Origin of the sequence: Variovorax sp. VaC1 (assembly GCF_043658315.1) — a bacterium.
Classification (GTDB): domain Bacteria; phylum Pseudomonadota; class Gammaproteobacteria; order Burkholderiales; family Burkholderiaceae_C; genus Variovorax.
The window spans coordinates 38787-60575 of record NZ_JBIGLT010000009.1; the positions used below are offsets into that span (position 1 = coordinate 38787).

The following is a 21789-nucleotide window of genomic DNA, read 5'->3' on the forward strand; positions in this document are numbered from 1 at the left end:
ACAACCGTGCGCGCCACCAGTGCCAGAACGACCGGGGGCGGCCATGAAGGTCAGCATCTTCGGCGCCGGCTACGTGGGCCTGAGCTTCGCCGCCTGCCTGGCCGAGGCGGGGCACGAGGTGCTGTGCGCCGACGCGGATGCGGCGCGCGTCGAGGGCTTGCAGCGCGGCCTCATGCCGCTGCACGAGCCCGGTCTGGAGGCGCTGGTGGCAGCCGGCATCGCTGCCGGGCGACTGCATTTCACGGCCGACGAGCGCGTGGCCAGCCTGCATGGCGACGTCCTCTTCATCGTGGTCAACACGCCGGCCGATGCGCAGGGTGACGTCGACCTGCGGCATGTGATGGCGGTGGCGCGCGGCATCGGCCGGCACCGCGACCGCGATGCGCTGGTGGTGTGCAAATCCACCGCGCCGGTGGGAACGGCCGAACAGGTCGAGGCGGCATTGCAGGGCGAACTTTCGCAACGCGGTGCGGCGCATCGCATCGCGGTGGCGGTCAACCCCGAGTTCTTGCGCGAAGGCTCGGCCGTGCGCGATGGCCGCCAGCCCGACCGCGTGGTGATCGGCTCGCAGGACCCGGCCGCCATCGACCTGCTGACCCGGCTTTATGCGCCCTTCGTGCGCGAACCGGAACGGCAGCTGCTGGTGATGGACCGCCGCTCGGCCGAACTCACCAAGTACGCCGCCAACGCGATGCTCGCGACCCGCATCAGCTTCATGAACGAGATGGCGCGCGTGGCCGAACAGGCGGGCGCCGACATCGAGATGGTGCGGCGCGGCATCGGTGCCGATCGCCGCATCGGCCCCGACTTTCTGCAGGCGGGCGCGGGCTACGGCGGCTCGTGCCTTGCCAAAGATGTGCGGGCGCTGCGGCATGTGGCCGACCGCGACGGCCATGCGCTGCGCATTCTCTCGGCGGTCGAGGCCGTCAACCACGAGCAGAAGGGGCGGCTGTTCGACCTGATGACGCACCACTTCGAAGGCCGCATCGCGAACAGGACCATCGCCCTCTGGGGCCTGGCCTTCAAGCCCGACACCGACGACATGCGCGACGCCCCCAGCCTCGTGCTGCTGGAGCGGCTGTGGGCCGCGGGCGCACGCGTGCAGGTCTACGACCCGGCGGCGATGGCGAATGCGCGCGCCATCGTCGGCGAGCGCGACGACGTGCGCTGGTGCGCGTCTGCGGACGAGGCGCTGCAGGGCGCCGATGCGCTCGCGCTGGTGACCGAATGGACAGAGTTCCGCCAGCCCGACTTCGCACGCATTGCGAACGCGTTGAAGGCGCCCGCGATCTTCGACGGCCGCAACCTTTACGACGCTGCAGAGGTCGAAGCCGCCGGCATCGCGTACTACGGCATCGGCAGGGGCCGCTCAGTCTTTCGCTGAAGCAGCAGCCGCCTCACCCTGGGGCAGGAACGCACTGCCCGGCGTGAGCGGCACATGGCGATAGCTGGCCGGCGTGCGGCTCAGCTTCACCGGCGCGCCGATGCCGCGGTAGCCGCCTTCCATCTCGACCACCATCTCGCGGTGCAGCGTGTGGGGGTGTTGCAGCGCGGCGTCCACCGGCAGCACCGGCGCGGCGGGCACGCCGGCCGCCATCAACTGCTCGACGAGTTCGCGGCCGTCGAACACGGCCATCGCCGCTTCGAGCCGCTGCTTGAGCCCGTCGCGATGCACCGAGCGCGCACCGGCCGTGCGGTAGAGCGGATCGTCGGCCAGGTCGGGCAGGCCGATGCAGCGGCACAGGCTCGCGAACTGCCGGTCGTTGCCTACCGCCACGAACACCGGGTCGGTGCCGGTGGCCAGCGCGTCGTACGGGTAGATGTTGGGATGCGCGTTGCCCGTGCGGCGCGGCGCCGTGCCGTCCATGAACCAGTTGGCCGCATGCGGATGCAGCAGCGACAGGCCGCTGTCGTACAGCGCCGCTTCCACGAACTGCCCGCGCCCGCTGCGCTGGCGCTCCTGCAGCGCGAGCAGCACGCCGATCACCGCGTTCAGCCCCGTCACCATGTCGACGACAGGCAGGCCCACGCGCAGCGGGCCGCCGTCGGCCTCGCCGTTGATGCTCATGATGCCGGTCATGGCCTGCACCGCCGCGTCGTAGCCCGGCAGCGCGCCCAGCGGGCCATCGGCGCCGAAGCCCGACACGCGGCACCACACGAGGCGCGGAAAGCGCTGCGACAGCGTCTCGTAGCCGATGCCCCAGCGCTCCATCGTGCCGGTCTTGAAGTTCTCGATCAGCACGTCGGCTTCGGCCACCAAGGCGAGCAGCGCCTCGCGGCCTTCTTCCGTCGAGAAGTCCAGGTGCTGCACGCGCTTGTTGCGGTTCAGGCCGTGGTAGTACGAGGCCACGCCTTCCTTGAAGGGCGGGCCCCAGGTGCGCGTGTCGTCGCCCTGCGGCGGCTCGACCTTGAGCACGTCGGCGCCGTGGTCGCCCAGGATCTGACCGCAGTACGGGCCGCCGAGGATGCGCGAGATGTCGAGCACGCGGATGCCCGCAAGGGCGCCGGTGGAAGGCGTGGAAGTGGTGGTCATGCGGTGGGGGCGATGGAGGCGTCAGCTGTCGAAAAGGTGGAAGAGGCGCGCGCCACGAGCTTGAAGGTGCCGGTGGCCAGCGCCAGCAGTTCGCCGTTTTCGTTGCGGGCTTCGCCGCGCGCGAAGCTCAGCGACTGGCCACGCCGCTCGCAGAACGCGGTGGCGATCACGTCGCCATTGCAGGGCGCGACGAAATGCACCGTGATGTCGACGGTGACCACGCCGTACTGCGTGGGCGCATGGGCGCGCACGGCGCACGACAGCACGCAGTCGAACAGCACCGCGATGGCACCGCCGTGCACGTCGGCGCGGCTGTTGGTGTAGTCCGCGTCGTAGGGCATGCGGATGCGCGCGCTGTCGTCGCCGATGGCTTCGCCGCGCAGCCCGAAGGCGCGCGCCATCGGCATCGGCAGGCCGAACAGGATGCCCGGCGGCTCGGGTGGGGTGGGGGCGGTGGTGGCGGGCATGCGATGGCAGTCGGTTCAGTCGAGCAGGCCGCGCTGGCGCAAGCGGGCCACGCGATCTTTCTCGCGGGCCGTGGCCGCGAGCGCGTACTTGCGGTAGTCGTCGGGGCCCATGTAGTTGATCTGCTGGTTCAGCTGCTCCAGCACGCGCAGGCCGGGTGCGGACTCCAGCGCCTTCTTGAAGGCGTCGTGCACGATCTTCACGCGGGCCGGGTCCATGCCGGCCGGGCCGGCGATGCCGTAGGGCGAGTCGATGACCGCGTCGACGCCTTGCTCGCGCAGGGTCGGCACGTCGGGGTAGCGCTTCACGCGGTGCGGCGTGAGCATCACCAGGTAGCGCATCTTGCCGGCGTCGATGTGGGGCACGGCCACGCCCGACAGCGGCGCCGCGTCGATGTGGCCGCCAAGGATCGCGTTGGTCACCTCGGCATCGCCTTTGAACGGCACCATGTTGAACTGCAGCCTGGCCGCTTCGCCGGCCTCGTCCATCACGATGCGCGGCGTGCCCACCGCGCCGGTGGCACCGACGTTGATCTTGCCGGGCCGGCGCGCGGCATCGGCCGCGAAGTCCTTCCAGGTCTTCCAGGGCGCGTCGGCCTTGACCGCCAGGCCGAAGGTGTAGTCGGACAGCAGGATCGCGTACGAGAAGCTGGTCTTCGGGTCGAACGCCACCTTGTTGATGTACGGCTCGCGGTACACCGAGGCGGGCAGCACCGCCAGCGTGTAGCCGTCGGGCGCCGCGCGCACCAGCGCGGCCGCGCCGTTGGTGCCGCTGGCACCGGGCCGGCTCTCGATGATGACGGGCTGGCCCAGGGCCTTGCCCGCTTCTTCTGCGACGGCGCGCAGGTGCTGGTCGGTGGGGCCGCCGGCCGCGTACGGCACGATCAGCGTGACCGGCCGCTGCGGATAGGTCTGGGCTGTGGCGACGGTGGCAGTGGTGACGCCGATCAGCGCGATGGTGGCCAGGGAGGCGGCGCGGAATGCGCCCAGGCGTGACAGCAGTTTCATTTTTTCTTGTCTCCTTGTTGTTCGAATCGAGTCGCTGGCGGCATCAGTCGAGCTGCGCGCCCGACTTCTTCACCACGTCCTTCCACTTGGCCGACTCGGCCACGATGAACTGGCCGAGCTTCTGCGGCGACGTGTCGGCCGAGGCCTCCAGCCCCTGCGACGCGAACATCTGCTTCACCTTGGGCGAGTTCAGCACTTCGGCGAACGCATGGTTGAGCTTGGCGACGCGGTCGGCGGGCGTGCCGGCCGGGGCCACGATGCCGAAGAACACGCTCACGTCGTAGCCCTTGTAGCCCTGCTCCGAAATGGTGGGCACGTCGGGCAGTGCCTGCGAACGCGCGAGCGTCGCCACGCCCAGTGCGCGCAGCTTGCCGGCCTTGACGTAGGGCAGCGCGGTGAGGATGTCGGTGAAGGTCATGCTGACCTGGTTGCCCAGCAGGTCGTTGAGCGCGGGGCCCGTGCCCTTGTAGGGGATGTGCTGCAGGTCGGTGCCCGCCACCGAGTTGAAGAGCACGCCCGCCAGGTGCGATGACGCGCCGTTGCCCGACGAGGCATAGCTGAGCTTGCCGGGGTTGGCCTTGGCGTAGGCCACCAGCTCCGGCACGTTCTTCACCGGCAGCGCGGGGTTGACGACCAGGATGTTCGGCAGGTAGCCCACCTGGATCACCGGCGCGAAGCTCTTCACCGGGTCGTAGTTGACCTTGCGGTACAGGCTCTTGTTGATGGCCAGCGGGCCCGAGGTGCCGAACATCAGCGTGTGGCCGTCGGCCTCGGCGCGCGCCACGTATTCGGCGCCGATGTTGCCGCCGGCGCCCGCGCGGTTCTCCACGATCATCGGCTGGCCGAGGCGGTCCTTCATCTCGGCAGCGAGCGTGCGGGCCATCGCATCGGTGGGGCCGCCGGGCGGGAAGGGCACGACCAGCGTGATGGGCTTCGAGGGGAAGGCGTCGGCGGCCTGTGCAGTGGGAGCAGCGGGCACGACGGTCAGCAGCGTGGTGCAGGCGGCCAGCAGGAAGGTGAGGCGTTTCAAGGGATGTCTCCGTTTCTTGTCGGGGGAAAAGTTCAGGCCGCTACCGGGGCGTTGCGCGCGGCCGCCGTGTTCCAGTCGGCGGGCATGGCATCGGGTGCCAGCGGATCGCGCGGCAGCACGCGATGCAGCAGCACCAGTTGCGCCCAGCGCAGGCGCGCGGCCGAGCCGCCGCGCGAGGCTTCCCACGCCATCGCGATGGCGCTCGTGCAGTGGTACAGCGCCGAGGCGGCCTGGCGCGCCAGCACGTCGCCGCCTTCGCGCGCGGCGGTCTCGGCCAGCGCGGCGGCGCGTGCCAGTGCATCGCGCAGCGCTTTCGCAAAGGCGGGTGCGAGCGCCGCGTCGTCGAGCAGCTTTTCGCAGTGCGCGCGCAGCACCGGCAGCGAGCCTTCGCGCTTCAGGGCGCGGATCACGTCGAGCGCCACGATGTTGCTCGTGCCTTCCCAGATCGAGCCCAGGTGCGCGTCGCGCACGAGGCGCGGATCGCTCCACTCCTCGATGTAGCCACAGCCGCCGCGCACTTCCATCGCATCGCCCGTCACCTTGCGTGCATCGCGGCACGCGCGGAACTTGATGAGCGGCGTGAGGATGCGCAGCAGCGCATAGGCATCGGGCTCGCCGGCGTCGGAGCGGGCCAGCGCCAGCGCGGTCTGGCACACCATCGTGCGCGCCTGCTCGGCCGGCAGGCGCAGCTTGTCGAGCTGGCGCTGCATCAGCGGCATCTGATCGAGCGTGCGGCCGAAGGCGCGGCGCTCCGACGCGATGTACTCGGCCTCGGCCACGGCGCGGCGCATCAGGCCGGCGGCGCGCACGCCGTTCGACAGGCGCGAGTTGTTCACCATGTCGGCCATCTGCACGAAGCCCCGGCCGGCTTCGCCGACGAGGTACGCCACCGCGCCTTCGAGCCGGATCTCGCCGCTGGCCATCGAGCGCGTGCCCAGCTTGTCCTTCAGGCGAATGATCCGGTAGTGGTTGAGGCTGCCGTCTTCCAGCCGGCGCGGCAGCAGGAACAGCGACACGCCCTTCATGCCCGCAGCGCCGTCTTCGGCGCGCGCGAGCACCATCGCGAAATCGGCGTCGGGGTTGGAGCAGAACCACTTGTCGCCGCTCAGGCGCCAGCTGCCATCGGACTCGGCCCGCGCCATCGTGGCGGTGGCCGCGATGTCGGAGCCTGCGGCCTGCTCGGTCATGAACATCGCGCCTTGCGCGAGTTCGTCGAAGTCGAGCGAGGTCAGGCGCGGCAGGAAGCGCGCGACCAGCTCGGGGCTGCCGAACTTCTTGAGCGTGCGCGTGAGCGAATCGGTCATCGAGACCGGGCAGCACAGGCCGAACTCGGCCTGCACGAACAGGTAGGTCAGCACGTACTTGACCAGCGGCGGCATCTTGCCGGTCCAGCCCAGCGTTTCGTCGCGGTGCGAGATCGCGGCCAGGCCGAATTCGCTGAGTGCCAGGCGCTCCATCTCCACATAGGCCGGATGCTTGACGACCTTCTGCTCGTCCAGGCCGGTGCGGGTGCGCTGCTTCAGCGTGGGCGGGTTGCGGTCGGCGGTGCCGGCCAGTTCGTCGAGCAGGCCGCCCGCCAGGCCGCCCAGGCGCTCGAAGTGCGGCTGCATATGGCGCCGCAGATCGTCGGGCAGGTAGAGCGCGAGCAGCGCGTGCAGCTCGGTGTCGGTGGTGAACAGGTTCTGACCGTGGCGGTCGGGAATCGGATGGGCGTGCGCGGCTTCTGGCGCGACACCGGTGCGGGTGGCAGCGTTCTCGGACATGCGTTTGTCTCCTGGGTTCGCCGCATTGTTGAAGCCGCGACGATCCGTGTCTAATATCGAATTGGTCTTGTTCGATTTGATTTGGCTATTCATGGAACTGCGACACCTGCGCTACTTCTCCGTGCTCGCCGAAGAACTGCACTTCGGGCGGGCGGCGCGGCGTCTGTCGATTTCGCAGCCACCGCTGTCGGTGGCGATCCGCCAGCTCGAAGAGTCGGTGGGCGCGCGGCTGTTCGAGCGCAACAGCAAGGAAGTGCGCCTGACCCCTGCGGGCGAGGCGCTGCGCATTTCGGCGCGGCGGGTGCTGCTGCAGGCCGAAGAGGCCGCGCTCGAAGCGCGCGACGTGGCCACCGGTTCGGCCGGCCGGCTGCGCATCGGCTTCGTCGGCGCCATGCTCTACCGGGGCTTGCCGCAGGCGCTGCGCGCCTTCCAGGCCACGCACCCGGCGGTGCGCATCACCTTGAGCGAACTCAACTCCGGCGTGCAGATCGCCGAGCTGCTGAACGACCGGCTCGACCTGGGCTTTGCCCACACGCGCCGCGTGCCGCCAGAGCTGCAGCACCGCCTGCTGCTGTCGGAGCCCTTCGTGTGCTGCCTGCCTGCGGGGCATTCGCTCGCCCGCAAGAAGGTGCTGGCCCCGGCTGACCTGCGCGACCAGCCTTTCGTGCTGTTCTCGCGCGAGGCTTCACCGGACTATCACGAGCGCATCCTGTCGATCTGCGCGGACGCAGGCTTCCTGCCTGAGGTGCGGCATGAAGTGCGCCATTGGCTCGCCGTCGTGTCTTTGGTTTCTCAGGGTATGGGCGTGGCGCTGGTGCCGCAGGCGATGCGGCACTCGGCCCTGCGCGGCGCGGTGTTCCGCCCGCTCGACCGCGCGGTGGCGCAGTCGGAGGCTTACGGGGTGTGGCGGACGGGGCCGCCGAACGTGCTGGTCGAGCGGCTGCTGCAGGGCGTGGCCGAGAGCATCGCAGCCGCTGCCGGGCTTCAGGCGTAGAGCGGCTCTTCGGCCATCTGCTCGCACTGGTCTTCCAGCACGAGGATCTGCCCCTTCCAGTAGTCGCTCGAGCCGAACCACGGGAAGTTGATCGGAAAGATCGGGTCTTCCCAGCGCCGCGCCAGCCATGCGCTGTAGTGGATCAGCCGCAGCGTGCGCAGCGGCTCGATCAGTGCCAGCTCGCGGCGGTCGAATTCGCGGAACTGCTCGTAGCCGTCGAGCAGGCCCGACAGCTGCGAGGTGCGTTGCGCGCGGTCGCCGGACAGCAGCATCCACAAATCCTGCACCGCGAAGCCGGTGCGCGCGTCGTCGAGGTCGACGAAGTGCGGGCCGCCGCCGGGCCGGTCGGTCGGCGTCCACAGGATGTTGCCGGGGTGCACGTCGCCATGCAGGCGCAGCTTGCGCGGGTTGAAGTCGGAGGCCGGCGGCTGCAGCGCAAGCGCGGTCGCGCGGACCATGTCCAGCGCCTCGTTGCATACCTTTTCCCAGTCGCGCTGCATGTCGAGCGGGATCTTGTCGTTCTCCAGCAGCCAGTCGCGCGAGTCGAGGCCGAAGGTCTGCAGGTCGAGCGCGGGGCGGGCCTCGAAAGGCTTGGCGCTGCCCACGGTGTGGATGCGCGCCAGGAAGCGGCCGACCCATTCGAGCACCTCGAAGTTGTCGAGCTCGGGCGCGCGGCCGCCGCGGTAGGGGCTCACGCTGAACGCGAAGCCGGCGTGGTGGTGCAGGGTCTTGCCGTCGACAACCAGCGGCGGCACGGCCGGCACTTCGGCGGCGGCCAGCTCGAGCGAGAAGCCGTGCTCTTCGAGGATCTCGGCTTCGCTCCAGCGCTCGGGGCGGTAGAACTTGACCACCACCGCGCTGCGGTCTTCCAGGAACACCTGGTAGACCCGGTTCTCGTAGGAGTTCAGGCCGGTGAGCCGGCCGTCGCCGTGCAGGCCCAGCGTCGCGAGTGCGTCGAGCACCACGTCGGGCGTGAGGCTCTCATAAGGATGGGTGTTCGCGGGCGCTGCAGGGGAAAGGGTCATGCAGCGATTGTCGCCACTGTGACCCGAAGGGCGTCAGTGGCCGGCGGGTTGTTTGTAAAGAGAAAGGATATGGCCCGTGCGCGGGTCGCCCTTGCCCGCTAGCACCTGGGCGTAGGCCGCCTGCACCGCATCGCCGCCGGCGTGGTGTTCGGCGCGCAGCCAGGGTTCTTTCGCGTCGGTCGCTTCGGCGATGAAGTGATGCCAGGCCGACACCATGCGCCGACCGAACTCTTCGGCGCCCCACTCGGTGGTGCGCTTCTTGATCTGCGCGGGCGCAAAGAACAGCGTGGCGCGCGGGCCGCTCAGGTCTTTGCCCGCGCCCTTCGACGCCAACTGCTCGACGTGCGTGCCGCCGATGGAGCTGCTGAACTTGAGGTTGGCAAAGCGCGCATGGATCGCGTTGCGCAGCTCGCCGTTGCCGGCGAAGTCCACGTAGACGCAGGACGTGTCGGCCGCGATGGTGTCGAGCGCGTCGTAGGTCACCACGCGGTCGTAGCAGCCCAGGCTTTCGCAGAAGGCCACGTTGCCGGGCGAGGTCAGGCCGATCACCTCGATGCCCTTGCGCTGGTGCAGCTGGAAGGCCGTGCCGTAGGCCGTCTTGCTCGATGCGCTCGACAGCAGCATGGTGTTGGCGCCGAAGAAGTCGTTGTCGGCCATGAAGTCGTCGATCAGCCACGAGGTGATGAACAGCGGGCGCAGCAGCGACTGCGTGTCTTCCGTATCGGCGGTGTAGAGCGGGTCGGCGTTGCAGCGGAAGTACTGGTTGTAGACGGCCGGCAGTTCGGCGCGGTGCGGCGCCACGTCGGTAAAGCGCTCGGGCGACAGCCGGCCGGGGCTCAGCACCGCGCCCGAGGCCATCGGCCAGTAGCCGTAGAGCCGCTCGCCCACCGGCACGCCCGGATGCAGCGACTGCACCACGCTCGCGAAGCCCCACACGGGGATCGTGCCCCAGCCTTCCTCGCCGCTCGGAAAGAACTGCCAGTAGCTCATCGCGTCGCCGAAGGCGGCGTAGGTGATGTTGTTCGAGGTGAGCGCAAAGCTGTCGACGCGCACGCGCACCTGGCCGTCCGCCAAGGGTTCGTCGGTGGCGGTGTGCAGGCGCGTGGTGGCGAGCTGGTCTTTGCGGATCAGGAGGCTGGTGGTGCTCATGGTGTCGATCTCCACGGGTTGAGTGAGGTGTGGGTTTCGGGGCGTGCCGCGACATTAGCCAAGCTTGGTGAAAGGCGCTATCGCGGTGCCCGTTCCGGCGTCACCCGTGAGACAAGCGCGGGCATGAAAAAAGCGCCCCGGCTTGTGGCCGGGGCGCTTGTTCGTTGCTGCTGCAGGGTGCTCAGGCGATCGTCAGTTCGACGTCGATGTTGCCGCGCGTGGCGTTCGAGTACGGGCAGACCTGGTGAGCCGTGTCGACCAGCTTCTGCTTGGCATCTGCATCGAGGCCGGGCAGCGTGATCGCCAGCTTGACGGCGATGCCGTAGGCGGCGCCGCCGTTCGTCGGGCCAAGGGAAACGCTGGAGTCGATGGCGACGTCGTCCGGCACCTTCACGCCGATCTTCGGGCCGACGGCCTTCATGGCGCCGATGAAGCAGGCGGCGTAACCCACCGCGAACAGTTGTTCGGGGTTGGTGCCGGGCTTGCCGGAACCGGGCGAGCTCAGCTTGACGTCGATGGCGCCGTCGCTGGACTTGCCAGCGCCGTCACGGCCGCCGACGGTGTGGGCTTCTGCGGTGTAGAGCACTTTGTCGAGCTTGGTGGTCATGGTGATTCCTTTGATGATGGAGGAGGGTGAAAGAGCTTCTCTCTTTTCTGGATCGAAGCGGGGGAGAAATAAAGAAACCGGTTGCGTGTCAGGCCGCCTTCTTGATGCGGTCGCGCAGGGTCTGGATCTGCTGGGTCAGGGCCACGAGTTCGGGCACCGAGCACTGGGCCGCCGCCATCAGGCACTCGGGCACGTTGGCCGCGCGGGCCTTGAGCTTGCGGCCAACGGCGGTCAGGGTGATGTGCACGCGGCGCTCGTCGGCCACGTCGCGCACACGGGCCACATAGCCGTTGGCCTCGAGGCGCTTGAGCAGCGGCGTGAGCGTGCCGGAGTCGAGCGAAAGGCGCTCGCCCAGCGCGGAAACCGTGGGGCCGTCATGCTCCCAGAGGGCGAGCATCACGAGGTATTGCGGGTAGGTGAGCTGCAGCTTTTCCAGCACCGGCTTGTAGAGCCGGGTCATGGCCAGCGAGGCGGAATACACGGCAAAACACAGCTGGTTGTCCAGCTTGAGCATTTCGTCGGAGGAGGCTGAGGCGGGGTGCATGAGGCGAATTGTAGCGAGCAATTGAATTGCGTGCAATGTAAAGTTAAGGTAAACGACGTGCCACACTAGAGGCCTTTTGTTTCTCTCTTCCCCGGTCCGTTCCCTCTGGCAAGGCTCCCCGACTTCGTATGCGCCCCCTTCCGATTCAGCCAATGGGAACCACCCCGGCCTTCACCCGCACCTCGCACCGCGACATCCTGTGGGCCCTGGGGGCGATGCTGCTGCTGTGGACCCTGTCCATCGGCTACTTCTATCCGACCCCGCCCTGGGACAACGTCGAAGAGCTGTTCTGGGGCGGCAGCTTCGAGTGGAGCTACTACAAGCATCCGCCGTTGCCGAGCTGGATCATGGGCGTGCTGGTGCGCCTGGGCGGACGGCAGGCCTGGCTGACCTACGCGGCCGGCGTCGGCTGCGGCGTGGGCGCGCTCTACCTCGTCTGGCGCTGGTCGCTCGAGATGGTCCACCCGGCGCGCGCGGCGCTGGCCGTGCTGCTCGGCTCGCTGGTGGCCTATCACGTGCAGCGCGCGATCATCTACAACCACAACACCGTGCAGCTGTTGCCGCTGGCCGGCTACTGGTGGATGCTGTGGCGTGTGCTCCATGCGCCGGCGGCGTCGAGGCTGCGCGACTGGGCATGGCTCGGCGTCTTCGCGGCGCTGTCGATGCTCACCAAGTACAGCGCGGTGGTGCAGTTTGCGGTCGGCGCGGCCTTCATCGTCCGGCAGGGCCTGTGGCGCGACGCGCAGGTGCGGCGCGGGCTCCTGGTGGCGGTCGGCGTGGCGGCGCTGCTGATGGCGCCGCACGTCTGGTGGGTGCTGGAGCACTCCACGCGAACGATCGCCTATGCACGCCATTCGGTTCACGCGCCGGGTGCGCACGGGCAAGGCCTTCGTCGGCTGGTGCATGTGTTCGTGACGCAGGTGGCTCGGTTGTCGCCCATGCTGTTGCTGGTCGGCTGGGCCTGGTTCACCCGCGCTTCGGTGGCGGCGCCGTCGCCTTCGGTTGCCGCCCCGCCGGGGCTGAATGCGTTCGACCGACGCTTCCTGGCCTGGGCCACGCTGGGGCCCGCATGCCTGGTGTTTCCCGCAGCCATCTTGCTGAAGATCCCGTTGCTTGCATCGTGGCTCACCACCTTCTTCCTGCCGGCCGCGCTGTGGGCCGTGGCCGTGATGCCCGGCCTCGAGGCGGAGCGCTGGAGCCGTCGTCGCTGGCGCGGCGTGATCGCCACCGTGGTGGCGCTTCATGTCGCCGGCGCGCTCGGCCAGGGCTGGGTCGACGGCGTGCTGAGCAAGCGCCTGGGCTACATCACGCGCGCCAACCTGCCGGCGCAAGAAGTTGCCGATGCCGTGGGCGCCATCTGGCGCGACCATGCCGGCGAGCGGCCGTTCAAGCTGCTCGTGGGCGACACCTGGTTCGCGGGTGCGGTGGCCTTGAAGATGGACCCGTCGATGCAACTGCTGATCGACGGCGACGAACGCAACTCGCCGTGGCTCGCGCCCGGCGTGCTCGAGCGCGAAGGCGGCATGGTGCTGATCCTCGACACGCAGGAGTTCCGCTCCGAAGGCATGCTGCTCGAACCCCGCATGGCCGCCGCCAACTGCCGTGGCACGCTGGACATTCCGTGGGCCGGCGTCGACGAGCGCAACAGCCTGCGCATGCGCTGGGGCATCGTGCTGCCGAAAGGCGACAGCGGCACGAAGAACTGCGGAGCCGACGCGGGCAGGTAGCGCTGCGGCGGCTTTGCCCGTTGGGCGGGGCGAGATGTCAGTTGAAGGTGCTGCGGTTGCGGCAAGGCTCGGCATACTCCCGTGCCAGCTGCGTGAACCGTGGTCCACGGCCGGCGCGAACCATTCCTCAGCCCTTCAACTGAAAGCCATGAACAGTTCTCTGATGCTCTTCACTGCCTCGGGAATCCCTCGCATGCGACGCCTCTCGACGGTGGCCCTCGCCCTGCTGCTGGCCGCCTGCGCCGCTCCGTACCAGGCGCCCCAGGGCAAGGATGTCGCGCGATTACGCATCCTCAGCGAGCAGACCGAATGGTCGAAGGGCGTCAAGACAGTGATCTATCCGAGTGGCGGGTGCGAGGCTCCGATGGAGCTTGGCTTCTTCGGCGGCATCGCGCGGCTGGGCGCGCAGGACAAGCCGCTAGGCATTCCCGGGGGCGCCGAGCTCGACCCCCGCACGTTCATCGAGCGGCTCATACCCGCCGGCCGCCGCGACCTCATCTCCATGAAGCTGGGGATCAGCGCGGACAGCAAGACCTGTGTGGTGACCTTCTCTTTCGAGCCGGTGGTCGGCGGCGACTACGAAGCCCGCATGCACTGGCAAGCGGACAGGTGCTATGTGAGCCTGAACAAGGTCGGCACGCAGGATGGCGCTGCAACGTACACGAGGGAACTGAGCGTTCGTCGAGAACAGACGTGCATCAGGGGGACATGAGCGCACCGACCCTCAGGCCTCTGGATGCGGCCCATGCGCTTGCCCGACCGCAACCTGAGGGCGGTGGCTGAAGGCGTTCAGCCCCGGAACCGCTTGCGCGTGAGCGCCAGCGCGATCCAGAAGGCGACGACCGCGTAGACCGCCAGCACCGCCGCGTGCAGCCACCAGTCGGCCGGCCACTGGTCCATGAACAGCGGCCGCACCAGCGCCACCGCATTGGTCAGCGGCAGCCACGCCGCCACCGCCCTGACCGCCGAGGGCAGCTGTTCGAGCGGAAAGAACACGCCGCTCAAAAACATCATCGGCGTCATGAACAGCGTGAAGTAGTAGGTGAAGAAGTCGTAGCCCTTCGCCAGCGCATTGAAAATCAGCGCGATCGACGAGAAGGTGATGCCCGCGCCGACCAGCACCATCCACGCGACGACCAGCTTGGGGCTGTGGCTGATGCCCAGCCCGAGCATCACGAACAGGATCGCGGTGACCGTGAAGATCGACTTGAACGCCGCCCACAGCATCTCGGCCAGCACGATGTCGTCCAGCCCCACGGGCGCGTTCATGATGCCGTCCCAGGTCTTTTGCACGTGCATGCGCGAGAACGCCGAGTACAGCGCCTCGAAGCTCGCCGCGTTCATCGCGCTCATGCAGATCGAGCCGCTGGCCAGGAAGAGGATGTACGGCACCTTCACGCCGTCGACCGACACCTGCCCCACCAGCGCGCCCATGCCGTAGCCGAAGGCCACGAGCCAGATCAGCGGCTCGGCGATGTTGCCGATCAGGCTCGGTATCGCGAGCTTGCGCCACACCAGCAGGTTGCGCAGGAACACCGGCCACCAGCGCAGCGAGATCTCGGGCGCGCGCCACACCGAAGGCGAGGGCGGCGCGGCGTTCGTGAGGCCGGGCGTTGTTGTTGAAGTCGTCGTGTTCATGGTCTAGCCGTCCTCGCGAATTTGCCGGCCGGTGAGCTTGAGAAAAAGGTCTTCGAGATTGGCCGGGCGATGAAAGGTGCGCAGCCCGCTGTGCTGCGTCAATGCATCGAGCAGCCGCCGCGCGTCCTGCGTGTAGAAGAACACGGTCTCGCCGCTCACTTCCACGCGCGCGGCCATGGCCTTGAGTTCGGGCGACTCGGCCAGCGACAGCGCGCCGTTGCCGTACACCTCGACCACATCGGGCTCCAGGTGCTCGGCGATCAGGTCGCGTGGGCGGCCTTCGGCGATCTTGCGGCCGTGGTCGAGCACCAGCAGGCGCGAGCACAGGCGCTCGGCCTCGTCCATGAAGTGCGTGGTCAGCAAGATCGACTTGCCCTGCTGCAGCAGCACCTGCAGCCGCTCCCACATCAGGTGGCGCGCCTGCGGGTCGAGGCCGGTCGTCGGTTCGTCGAGCAGCAGCAGCTTCGGGTCGTTGACCAGCGCGCGCGCCAGCGACAGGCGCCGGCGCATGCCGCCCGACAGTTCGCCCGGCTTCGCATCGGCCTTGTGCGAGAGCGCCGCGAACTCCAGCAGCTGCGGCACGCGTGCCCGCACCTGCGCCTTGCTGAAGCCGAAGTAGCGGCCATACACCACGAGGTTTTCGGCGCAGCTGAAGTCGGGGTCGAGCGTGTCGAACTGCGTGACCACGCCGAGCTGCGCCTTGATGGCCAGCGCATCGCGCGGCATCTGCAGGCCCAGCGCCGAGATGTCGCCGCCGTCGGGCGCGGTGAGCCCCAGGCACATGCGGATGGTGGTGGTCTTGCCGGCGCCGTTCGGTCCGATCACGCCCAGGCATTCGCCCGGCGCGATCTCGAACGACAGGTCATCGACGACCGTGGTGTCGCCATACCGCTTGTGCAGATGGCTGACGTGAAAGAGCGCGGGGGGTGGGGTGGATGGCGGCACGCGGCGATTCTGACCCAGACGCGCATGGCGCGTGCCCTCGCTTCAATCGATGGACAACCCGCCCGACTTGCTGGCAACTTCATGCGGCATGGCGCGGGCCGCGCTCGCGGCAACGGCACAATCGACGCCGGATTGCAATTCCCGGGGGGAGGCCCAAAAGATGCTGCGTTTCCTGTTGGCGCTGTCGGTGCCATTGCTGCTCGGCGCCTGCGCGCCTTTTCACCGCCCCCTGGCGGCCGCCGACCGGCACACGGTCCAGGAGGTCGACGTGCGCGTGGTCGTCGCGCAAGAAAGCTTCATGTTCTCCGCGCAGGCGCCCGGCCTGAGCGCGGCCACCGGCGGCGGGCTCATCGGCGCGCTGATCGATTCGTCGGTGCAGCAGTCGCGCCAGAAAGACATGAGCGCCGAGGTGCAGGCCATCGTCGGCCCGCTGCTCGACTACGACTACCGCGCCGAAGCCGGCCTTGCCGCCAACGCGATGCTGGCCGAGCCGGGCGCGTTTCCGCTGAAGGTGCGCTCGTCGCAGGTGCTGGCGGCCATGCCGCTCAAGGCCGAGCAGGACGCCCGCATCGCCGCCACCAAGACCGGCCCCGCCTACATGGTGCTGTTGCTGCAGTACGCGCTCGAGCCGGGGCTCGGCGCGTTCACCACGCGCACCTCGGCCATCCTCTGGCAGGGCGGCAACAAGGAGCCTTCGTACCGCGCCTCCGCCATCTTCCAGACGCCCATTGGTGGCGGCACGCGCGCCACCGTCATCCGGCGCCTCGCGGCCAACGACGGGCAGGTGCTCCGCTCGGTCATGCGCGACTCGATGACGCAGACCCTGCACCTCGTCGGCATGGACATCGCCGGCGCGCGCTCGGGTGCAGTGAAGACGTCGCGCTTCAACGTCAACGGCTCCTGGGTCACGCTGGCCGGCCAGGGCTTCGACGACCAGGCGGGCCGCGTCGTGTTCCGCGACCAGGACGGCGCCATGTACTCGCTGCGGAGCACCGCCCCATGAACAACCGATGCCATCGCGTGGCCGTTGCCGCGCTCTCAGTCTTCTGTTTTCTGCCCGGCCTTGCGCATGCACTGACCGAAGAGGAACCGCTCGGCATGGTGTTCGAGCCCTCGCCGGTGCCCGCCGAACGCGCCGACGGCTCGCCGGTCATGTCGCAGCCGCAGCAGCTCGCGCGCAGCTGCACGCTCTATCTGCCCAGGATCGAAGACACGCGCAGCAACAAGGCGAACGCGGGCAACCTCACCCTGATGATGCCCACGGTCCATGCCACGCCGAGGTCGGTGCAGTCGCTGCGAAGCGGCGATGGCGTGGCGTGGACGCGCGGCGCGCTGCAGTCGATGAGCCGCTACGGTTTCCAGACCGTGCTCGGTGCACCGCCTGCCGCACCTGTCGGCACACCGCAGGTCACGGCCGAGGTGGCATTGCGCCTGGCGCATGCGTGGTCCACCGACCTGAACCTCGTCTCGCATGTGGTGCTGCAGGTCAGCTACCGCTTGCCCGGCGGCGAATCCGCTTTGCGCCAGTACCACGGCATGGGCACCGGCACCAACTGGGTCAACGGCAATGGTGAGTTCATGTCGGTGCTGAACCTCGGCCTCGAAGAAGCCGTGCGACGCATGGCGAGCGATGCAGCGCTCTTGTGCGAGGGCAAGCCCTTGCCACCACCGGTGGCCGCGCTGTGAAGACGATGCTGGCGCTGTACCCGACCCGATCGGCGATGCATCGCAGGCCGTCGAGCTTCAGAGCCTGAGCCCGCAGAACTCCGCCTTCATCCAGTCGATGAAGGCCCGCGTGCGCGCCGGCAGCAGCCGCGCGTTCGGATAGATCACGTTCACCGGCTTCGGCGGCGGTTCGTAGTCTTCGAGCACCAGCTTCAGCCGGCCTTGCGCCACCATCTGCAGCACCTGGTACGAGAAGAAGGTGCCGAAGCCCATGCCGGCGGCGCACGCCTCGATGGCGGGCGCGAGGTGGTTGAACTCCAGCCGGCTGCTCGGCGTCACGCGGAAGGTCTTGCCGCCCTGGTGAAAGGTCCATTGCGGCGGCGCATCGATGCGGCCGCGCACGCAGGGCGCACCGGCCAGGTCGCTCGGGTGCCTCGGCGTGCCGTGCTGCGCAAGGTAAGCGGGGCTTGCCACCACCACGCGGCGGATGGTGCCGAGCGTTTGCGCCACCAGCGAGGAGTCTTCCAGCGCACCGATGCGGATGCCGACGTCGATGCCTTCTTCGAGCAGGTTCACCGTGCGGTCGTACAGCCTCACGCTGCAGCGCACCTTCTCGTGGCGTTGCATGAAGCGCGTGATGGCGGGCGCCACGTACATGTGCCCGAACAGCACCGGCGCCGTGATGGTGAGCTGCCCCGCCAGTTCGTGCGCCTCGGTCTTCAGCGCCAGGTCGGCGGTGTCGGCGGCCAGCAGCACGTCGCGCGCGCTGGGCAGGTAGTGGCGGCCCTCTTCGGTGAGCGACAGGCGGCGCGTGGTGCGGTGAAAAAGGCGCACGCCCAGGTGCGCTTCGAGCGCGGCGAGCGAACGCACCACCGCGGGCAGCGAGGTGCCGAGCACCTCGGCGGCGCGCGTGAGGCTGCCTTGCTCGGCAATCTGCACGAAGGTCTGCATGGCCTTGAATCGATCCATGGCGCGATTAAACCGGAAAACGCAGCAGTCAAATACAGAAATGGCTATTCATTCATGACGCGCAAGAGAGAAGAATCCGGTGCAGGCCCCGTCATTCACTGGCTCACAGGATTCGCGCATGAACACCACAACAACCGCCACCCGCCCGACGCAACCCATCAAGCTCTACGGCACCAGGCTCTCGGGCCATGTGCATCGCGTGCGGCTCTTTCTCACGATGCTCGGGCTGCCGTTCGAGATCGTCGAACTCGACCTGCGCAAGCGCGACCATCGCACGCCGGAGTTCCTGGCGCGCAACCCTTTCGGGCAGGTGCCGGTGATCGAGGACGGTGAACTCACGCTGGCCGATTCCAACGCAATCCTCGTCTACCTCAACGAACGCTACGCACCCGATCCCGCACGTTGGATGCCGCGCGATGCAGTGGGCGCGGCGCGCGTGCAGCGCTGGTTCTCGGTGGCGGCCGGCCCGCTGGCATATGGCCCGGCGGCGGCGCGCATCCTGGCGTTGTTCGGCCTGGACACCGACCCCGCGGAGATGGTGACGCGGTCGCACGCATTGCTCGCAGTGATGGAGTCGCACCTGCAGCAACAGCCCTTCCTCGCCGGCGCCACCGCCACGTTGGCCGACATCGCGAACTACGCCTATGTGGCGCATGCGCCCGAAGGCAGCGTGTCACTCGACGCCTATCCGCATGTGCGCGACTGGCTGGCGCGTGTGGAAGCGCTAGCCGGCTTCGTGCCGATGGCGCGTACGCCTATCGGGCTTGCGGCGGTCGCATGATCGCCGCGCCGTTCCATGCCGGCGAGCGCGCGTTGCAAACACTGGTGGGTTCGCGCGAGCAGATGGAGGTGGCGGGTCCGCGCGTGATCCGCGACTACATGCCGGACCAGCACCGCACCTTCTTCGCGCAGTTGCCCTTCCTCGTGGTCGGCAGCCTCGATGCGAACCTGCAGCCCTGGGCCAGCGTGTTGGCGGCGCCCGCCGGCTTCGCGCATTCGCCCGATCCGACGCACCTGCGTGTCGATGCGCTGCCCATGGCGGGCGATCCGCTGGCCGGCCAGCTGGTGCAGGGCGCCACGCTGGGCCTGCTCGGCATCGAGCCGCACACGCGGCGGCGCAACCGCATGAACGGCACGGTCGAGGCGCTCGATGCCACGGGCTTCATGGTCCAGGTGCAGCAGAGCTTCGGCAATTGCCCCCGGTACATCCAGGCGCGTGAGCCGGTGTTCGTGGCGGCGCGCGGCGATGCGGCGCCAGTGCAGTGGCTCGATACGTTGGATCTGGCGGCCCATCGCCTGATCGGCAGCGCCGACACGCTGTTCATCGCGACCGCGTATCCGCACGATGTGGCGGCGGGAGACGACGCCGATGCCAGCTCGCACGGTGTCGACGTGTCGCATCGCGGTGGCCTGCCGGGCTTCGTGCGCATCGATGGCGACAACGTGCTCACCGTGCCGGACTTCAACGGCAACCGCTTCTTCAACACGCTGGGCAACCTCGCGGCGCATCCGCGCGCGGGCCTGCTGTTCATCGACTTCGACAACGGCGAGTTGCTGCACGTGGCGGTCACCGCCGAGATCGTGTGGGGCGGCCCCGAGGTCGCGGCCTTCGAGGGCGCCGAGCGACTGATGCGCTTTCACGTCCAGCACGCGCTGCGCCGGCCGTTGGCGCTGCCGCTGCGTTGGGGCGACGCGGAGTTGTCGCCGCATCTGGCGCGCACCGGCCGCTGGGCGTCCACGCACGCCTGAGCAAGCGCCACGCCCGTCAGTGAAAGACGGGAATGCGCGCGGCCGTCGGCCGGTAGTGCCAGCCGCGCGCGCGTTGCGCTTCTAGGTCGGGCGTGCGGCGTAGCAGCGTATCGAGGCCCGCCGCCGCCAGCGTGCAGGCCAGCGCCTGTCCCGGGCAGGCGTGCATGCCGTGGCCAAAGCCGAGCATGCGGCGCCGCACGCGCACAAGCATGAAGAGGTCAGGGTCGGGGTTGAACGCCGGGTCGCGGTTGGCCGAGGCCAGCAGCACCAGCACCGTGTCGCCCACGGCCAGTGGCGTTCCCGCGAGCGTGATCGGCTCCGCCACGAAGCGTCGCGTGTTCTGCGCCGAAGGGTCGTACCTCGCGGTTTCTTCCACGATGGCTTGCAGGCCATCGCGTGTGCGCAGGGCCGGGCGCAGCGAGGGTTCGCGCATCACCGCGATGAGGCTGTTGCCCAGCAGGCCCGCCGTGGCGTCGCAGGTCTGCGAGAGCAGGCCCACGAGGTTGGCCAGCAGCGAGCGCGACAGCGGTGCGCTCGCCGCGCTTTCCGCCAGCACAGCGGCGAGCAGCGTGCCCTGGCGCGGTGCCGCGCCCGTGGCCAGCGCTTCGAAGCGCGTCAGCAGTTCGGACGCGGCCGCGTTGGCGGCCTGCAACTGTTCCGCGGTCGACAGCGGCGACAGGCAGGCGACGAAGTCGCGCATCCAGCGGTCCACCTGCGGCAGCATCTCGTCGGCAAAGCCGAGCAGGTGCGCGACCGCTTGCAGGGGCATGGAAAAGATCGTGTCGGGCAATGGCTGCACTGGCACACGTTGCGCCACTTGCGATGCGGCCGCGTGCACGGCGTTCAGGTCGAGCCCGGCCAGCGCGCGTTGCAGCGCGGGCCGGTGGGCCTGATGCGCCGGGCCTTCGTTCATGCGCACCAGGTGGCCGAACACTTCGCCGGCCGCGCTGCCGACGATGGCGCGCGGCACCGGTTCGGAGACCGGCCGCACCCGCAGCGCGCCGTGCGCGCCCAGCACCTGCTCGACGACCTCGGCGCGGCTCGCAACCCACAGGCGAAGCCTTTCGTTCCACACCAGCGGCGGCCCGTCGCGAAGGCTGGCGTAGTAGGGATAAGGGTCGGCGTGCGTGGCGGCCGCGACCGGGTCGACGGGCAGGCCGGTGGAGGTGGGGCTTGATGTGTTCATGGCCGCAGTGTGCGATCGAAGCGGCCGCCACACTTCGTCCGTGAACGAAGTGTCGGATGCGCCGGCGCTCTACCATGAGGACATGGAAACGAACACCTCATCCCCTTCTTCATCGAATGCGGACTTCCATCTGGCCCGCCTGGCCGGTGCCATCGCCGAGCCGGCGCGTGCCCGCATGCTGAACTGCCTGATGGACGGCCACGCGCGCACCGCCACCGAGCTGGCCACGGTGGCCGAGGTCGCGGCCTCCACCGCGAGCGCGCACCTCGCGCGGCTGAAGGAAGAGCGGCTGGTCGAGCTGCTGGTGCAGGGCAAGCACCGCTATTTCAGGCTGGCCAACGACGACGTCGCGGCCGCGCTCGAAAGCCTGATGGTGGTGGCCGGCGCACCGCGCGCCGCCGAGTTCAAGCCCAACACGCCCAGCCGCCTGCGCAGCGCGCGCACCTGCTACGACCACATGGCCGGCACGGCGGGCGTGGCGCTGCACGACCGGCTGCATGCGCAAGGCTGGCTCAGCGGCCTGCAGAGCGGTTCTTATGAGCTCACGGCCGAAGGTGCGATCGCGCTGGAGAGCCTGGGCGTCGAGGTCGATGCGGTGCGTCGCTCGCGGCGTCGCTTCGCCTGTGCCTGCCTGGACTGGAGCGAGCGCCGCCCGCACCTGGGCGGCGCGCTCGGTGCGGCGTGGCTGCAGCTGTCGCTGCGCCGCGGTTGGGTGCGGCAGGAGCTGGATGGCCGTGCGCTCGCGCTGACGCCGAAGGCTCAGCGCGAAATGCCCGAGCTGTTTGCTTGAACC

General features: G+C 68.9%; 22 protein-coding genes. 9 read left to right on the top strand and 13 right to left on the bottom strand.

Annotation, left to right across the window (positions count from 1 at the left end):
- Positions 1-43: 43 nt before the first annotated feature.
- The gene (locus tag ACGLHS_RS29890) at positions 44-1384 is read left to right on the top strand and encodes a UDP-glucose dehydrogenase family protein (protein ID WP_394485443.1); all 1341 of its coding nucleotides are present in this window, start codon (positions 44-46) and stop codon (positions 1382-1384) included.
- Here the strand turns inward: ACGLHS_RS29890 and ACGLHS_RS29895 are convergent.
- From ACGLHS_RS29895 to ACGLHS_RS29915, 5 genes are read right to left on the bottom strand one after another with little or no spacing between them, the layout of a single operon-like run.
- Complete coding sequence (locus ACGLHS_RS29895) at positions 1370-2533, bottom strand: CaiB/BaiF CoA transferase family protein (protein WP_394485444.1); 1164 nt, start codon at positions 2531-2533, stop codon at positions 1370-1372. The two genes, ACGLHS_RS29890 and ACGLHS_RS29895, sit on opposite strands and share 15 nt — an antisense overlap.
- A complete protein-coding gene (locus ACGLHS_RS29900; RefSeq protein WP_394485445.1) occupies positions 2530-3000 on the bottom strand; it encodes a PaaI family thioesterase in 471 nt (156 codons plus the stop codon). The genes ACGLHS_RS29895 and ACGLHS_RS29900 overlap by 4 nt, the downstream gene beginning before the upstream one ends.
- A 15-nt stretch (positions 3001-3015) precedes the next feature.
- On the bottom strand, positions 3016-4005 hold the full coding sequence (locus ACGLHS_RS29905) for a tripartite tricarboxylate transporter substrate binding protein (protein ID WP_394485446.1): 990 nt from the start codon (positions 4003-4005) through the stop codon (positions 3016-3018).
- Between the two features lie 43 nt (positions 4006-4048).
- Positions 4049-5035 (bottom strand): Bug family tripartite tricarboxylate transporter substrate binding protein, encoded by a 987-nt coding sequence (locus tag ACGLHS_RS29910; protein WP_394485447.1) that lies wholly within the window; start codon positions 5033-5035, stop codon positions 4049-4051.
- Positions 5036-5067: 32 nt separating this feature from the next.
- Positions 5068-6798, bottom strand: coding sequence for an acyl-CoA dehydrogenase family protein (locus ACGLHS_RS29915; RefSeq protein WP_394485448.1), 1731 nt, complete (start codon positions 6796-6798; stop codon positions 5068-5070).
- A 91-nt stretch (positions 6799-6889) separates the two neighbouring features.
- Between ACGLHS_RS29915 and ACGLHS_RS29920 the strand changes: the two genes are divergently transcribed.
- Positions 6890-7792, top strand: a complete 903-nt coding sequence (locus tag ACGLHS_RS29920) for a LysR family transcriptional regulator (protein ID WP_394485449.1) — start codon at positions 6890-6892, stop codon at positions 7790-7792.
- Here the strand turns inward: ACGLHS_RS29920 and ACGLHS_RS29925 are convergent.
- The 4 genes from ACGLHS_RS29925 to ACGLHS_RS29940 form a co-directional block, all read right to left on the bottom strand.
- The gene (locus ACGLHS_RS29925) at positions 7783-8817 is read right to left on the bottom strand and encodes a serine/threonine protein kinase (protein WP_394485450.1); all 1035 of its coding nucleotides are present in this window, start codon (positions 8815-8817) and stop codon (positions 7783-7785) included. The two genes, ACGLHS_RS29920 and ACGLHS_RS29925, sit on opposite strands and share 10 nt — an antisense overlap.
- Positions 8818-8850: 33 nt before the next feature.
- On the bottom strand, positions 8851-9966 hold the full coding sequence (locus ACGLHS_RS29930) for a DUF2855 family protein (protein ID WP_394485451.1): 1116 nt from the start codon (positions 9964-9966) through the stop codon (positions 8851-8853).
- A 181-nt stretch (positions 9967-10147) separates the two neighbouring features.
- Positions 10148-10573: an organic hydroperoxide resistance protein gene (locus tag ACGLHS_RS29935; RefSeq protein ID WP_093243232.1), complete on the bottom strand. Its 426-nt coding sequence runs from the start codon at positions 10571-10573 to the stop codon at positions 10148-10150.
- Positions 10574-10661: 88 nt separating this feature from the next.
- Positions 10662-11117: a MarR family winged helix-turn-helix transcriptional regulator gene (locus tag ACGLHS_RS29940; protein ID WP_093243234.1), complete on the bottom strand. Its 456-nt coding sequence runs from the start codon at positions 11115-11117 to the stop codon at positions 10662-10664.
- A 152-nt stretch (positions 11118-11269) separates the two neighbouring features.
- Here ACGLHS_RS29940 and ACGLHS_RS29945 point away from each other — a divergent pair, with 152 nt between their 5' ends.
- Both ACGLHS_RS29945 and ACGLHS_RS29950 read left to right on the top strand, forming a co-directional pair.
- Positions 11270-12844, top strand: a complete 1575-nt coding sequence (locus tag ACGLHS_RS29945; protein WP_394485452.1) for a glycosyltransferase family 39 protein — start codon at positions 11270-11272, stop codon at positions 12842-12844.
- Between the two features lie 148 nt (positions 12845-12992).
- Positions 12993-13556 (top strand): hypothetical protein, encoded by a 564-nt coding sequence (locus tag ACGLHS_RS29950; RefSeq protein WP_394485453.1) that lies wholly within the window; start codon positions 12993-12995, stop codon positions 13554-13556.
- Positions 13557-13633: 77 nt separating this feature from the next.
- On the opposite strand, the gene ACGLHS_RS29955 is transcribed toward ACGLHS_RS29950, so the two are convergent.
- Positions 13634-14482, bottom strand: a complete 849-nt coding sequence (locus tag ACGLHS_RS29955) for an ABC transporter permease (RefSeq protein WP_394485454.1) — start codon at positions 14480-14482, stop codon at positions 13634-13636.
- Positions 14483-14485: 3 nt separating this feature from the next.
- On the bottom strand, positions 14486-15427 hold the full coding sequence (locus ACGLHS_RS29960; RefSeq protein WP_394485455.1) for an ATP-binding cassette domain-containing protein: 942 nt from the start codon (positions 15425-15427) through the stop codon (positions 14486-14488).
- A gap of 160 nt (positions 15428-15587) precedes the next feature.
- Between ACGLHS_RS29960 and ACGLHS_RS29965 the strand changes: the two genes are divergently transcribed.
- Together ACGLHS_RS29965 and ACGLHS_RS29970 are read left to right on the top strand one after the other, a co-directional pair.
- Complete coding sequence (locus ACGLHS_RS29965; RefSeq protein WP_394485456.1) at positions 15588-16430, top strand: hypothetical protein; 843 nt, start codon at positions 15588-15590, stop codon at positions 16428-16430.
- Positions 16427-17113: a hypothetical protein gene (locus ACGLHS_RS29970; protein ID WP_394485457.1), complete on the top strand. Its 687-nt coding sequence runs from the start codon at positions 16427-16429 to the stop codon at positions 17111-17113. The genes ACGLHS_RS29965 and ACGLHS_RS29970 overlap by 4 nt, the downstream gene beginning before the upstream one ends.
- 57 nt (positions 17114-17170) lie before the next feature.
- Here ACGLHS_RS29970 and ACGLHS_RS29975 read toward each other — a convergent pair whose 3' ends face one another.
- The gene (locus ACGLHS_RS29975; RefSeq protein WP_394485458.1) at positions 17171-18061 is read right to left on the bottom strand and encodes a LysR family transcriptional regulator; all 891 of its coding nucleotides are present in this window, start codon (positions 18059-18061) and stop codon (positions 17171-17173) included.
- A 118-nt stretch (positions 18062-18179) separates the two neighbouring features.
- On the opposite strand from ACGLHS_RS29975, the gene ACGLHS_RS29980 reads away from it, so the two are divergent.
- Together ACGLHS_RS29980 and ACGLHS_RS29985 are read left to right on the top strand one after the other, a co-directional pair.
- Positions 18180-18842: a glutathione S-transferase family protein gene (locus ACGLHS_RS29980; RefSeq protein ID WP_394485459.1), complete on the top strand. Its 663-nt coding sequence runs from the start codon at positions 18180-18182 to the stop codon at positions 18840-18842.
- Positions 18839-19810 carry a pyridoxamine 5'-phosphate oxidase family protein gene (locus tag ACGLHS_RS29985; RefSeq protein WP_394485460.1) on the top strand — a complete coding sequence of 324 codons (972 nt, stop codon included), beginning with the start codon at positions 18839-18841 and terminating at the stop codon, positions 19808-19810. The genes ACGLHS_RS29980 and ACGLHS_RS29985 overlap by 4 nt, the downstream gene beginning before the upstream one ends.
- Positions 19811-19826: 16 nt before the next feature.
- Here ACGLHS_RS29985 and ACGLHS_RS29990 read toward each other — a convergent pair whose 3' ends face one another.
- A complete protein-coding gene (locus tag ACGLHS_RS29990) occupies positions 19827-20996 on the bottom strand; it encodes a cytochrome P450 (protein WP_394485461.1) in 1170 nt (389 codons plus the stop codon).
- A gap of 82 nt (positions 20997-21078) precedes the next feature.
- Here ACGLHS_RS29990 and ACGLHS_RS29995 point away from each other — a divergent pair, with 82 nt between their 5' ends.
- On the top strand, positions 21079-21786 hold the full coding sequence (locus ACGLHS_RS29995) for an ArsR/SmtB family transcription factor (RefSeq protein WP_394485462.1): 708 nt from the start codon (positions 21079-21081) through the stop codon (positions 21784-21786).
- The last annotated feature ends 3 nt before the right edge of the window (positions 21787-21789 follow it).

What these genes read in the sequence shown, in the direction of transcription:
- ACGLHS_RS29890 (WP_394485443.1), top strand. Translation starts at nt 44, where the DNA reads ATGAAGGTCAGCATCTTCGGCGCCGGCTACGTGGGCCTGAGCTTCGCC.
- ACGLHS_RS29895 (WP_394485444.1), bottom strand. Translation starts at nt 2,533, where the DNA reads ATGACCACCACTTCCACGCCTTCCACCGGCGCCCTTGCGGGCATCCGC.
- ACGLHS_RS29900 (WP_394485445.1), bottom strand. Translation starts at nt 3,000, where the DNA reads ATGCCCGCCACCACCGCCCCCACCCCACCCGAGCCGCCGGGCATCCTG.
- ACGLHS_RS29905 (WP_394485446.1), bottom strand. Translation starts at nt 4,005, where the DNA reads ATGAAACTGCTGTCACGCCTGGGCGCATTCCGCGCCGCCTCCCTGGCC.
- ACGLHS_RS29915 (WP_394485448.1), bottom strand. Translation starts at nt 6,798, where the DNA reads ATGTCCGAGAACGCTGCCACCCGCACCGGTGTCGCGCCAGAAGCCGCG.
- ACGLHS_RS29920 (WP_394485449.1), top strand. Translation starts at nt 6,890, where the DNA reads ATGGAACTGCGACACCTGCGCTACTTCTCCGTGCTCGCCGAAGAACTG.
- ACGLHS_RS29925 (WP_394485450.1), bottom strand. Translation starts at nt 8,817, where the DNA reads ATGACCCTTTCCCCTGCAGCGCCCGCGAACACCCATCCTTATGAGAGC.
- ACGLHS_RS29930 (WP_394485451.1), bottom strand. Translation starts at nt 9,966, where the DNA reads ATGAGCACCACCAGCCTCCTGATCCGCAAAGACCAGCTCGCCACCACG.
- ACGLHS_RS29935 (WP_093243232.1), bottom strand. Translation starts at nt 10,573, where the DNA reads ATGACCACCAAGCTCGACAAAGTGCTCTACACCGCAGAAGCCCACACC.
- ACGLHS_RS29940 (WP_093243234.1), bottom strand. Translation starts at nt 11,117, where the DNA reads ATGCACCCCGCCTCAGCCTCCTCCGACGAAATGCTCAAGCTGGACAAC.
- ACGLHS_RS29945 (WP_394485452.1), top strand. Translation starts at nt 11,270, where the DNA reads ATGGGAACCACCCCGGCCTTCACCCGCACCTCGCACCGCGACATCCTG.
- ACGLHS_RS29950 (WP_394485453.1), top strand. Translation starts at nt 12,993, where the DNA reads ATGAACAGTTCTCTGATGCTCTTCACTGCCTCGGGAATCCCTCGCATG.
- ACGLHS_RS29955 (WP_394485454.1), bottom strand. Translation starts at nt 14,482, where the DNA reads ATGAACACGACGACTTCAACAACAACGCCCGGCCTCACGAACGCCGCG.
- ACGLHS_RS29965 (WP_394485456.1), top strand. Translation starts at nt 15,588, where the DNA reads ATGCTGCGTTTCCTGTTGGCGCTGTCGGTGCCATTGCTGCTCGGCGCC.
- ACGLHS_RS29970 (WP_394485457.1), top strand. Translation starts at nt 16,427, where the DNA reads ATGAACAACCGATGCCATCGCGTGGCCGTTGCCGCGCTCTCAGTCTTC.
- ACGLHS_RS29975 (WP_394485458.1), bottom strand. Translation starts at nt 18,061, where the DNA reads ATGGATCGATTCAAGGCCATGCAGACCTTCGTGCAGATTGCCGAGCAA.
- ACGLHS_RS29980 (WP_394485459.1), top strand. Translation starts at nt 18,180, where the DNA reads ATGAACACCACAACAACCGCCACCCGCCCGACGCAACCCATCAAGCTC.
- ACGLHS_RS29985 (WP_394485460.1), top strand. Translation starts at nt 18,839, where the DNA reads ATGATCGCCGCGCCGTTCCATGCCGGCGAGCGCGCGTTGCAAACACTG.
- ACGLHS_RS29990 (WP_394485461.1), bottom strand. Translation starts at nt 20,996, where the DNA reads ATGAACACATCAAGCCCCACCTCCACCGGCCTGCCCGTCGACCCGGTC.
- ACGLHS_RS29995 (WP_394485462.1), top strand. Translation starts at nt 21,079, where the DNA reads ATGGAAACGAACACCTCATCCCCTTCTTCATCGAATGCGGACTTCCAT.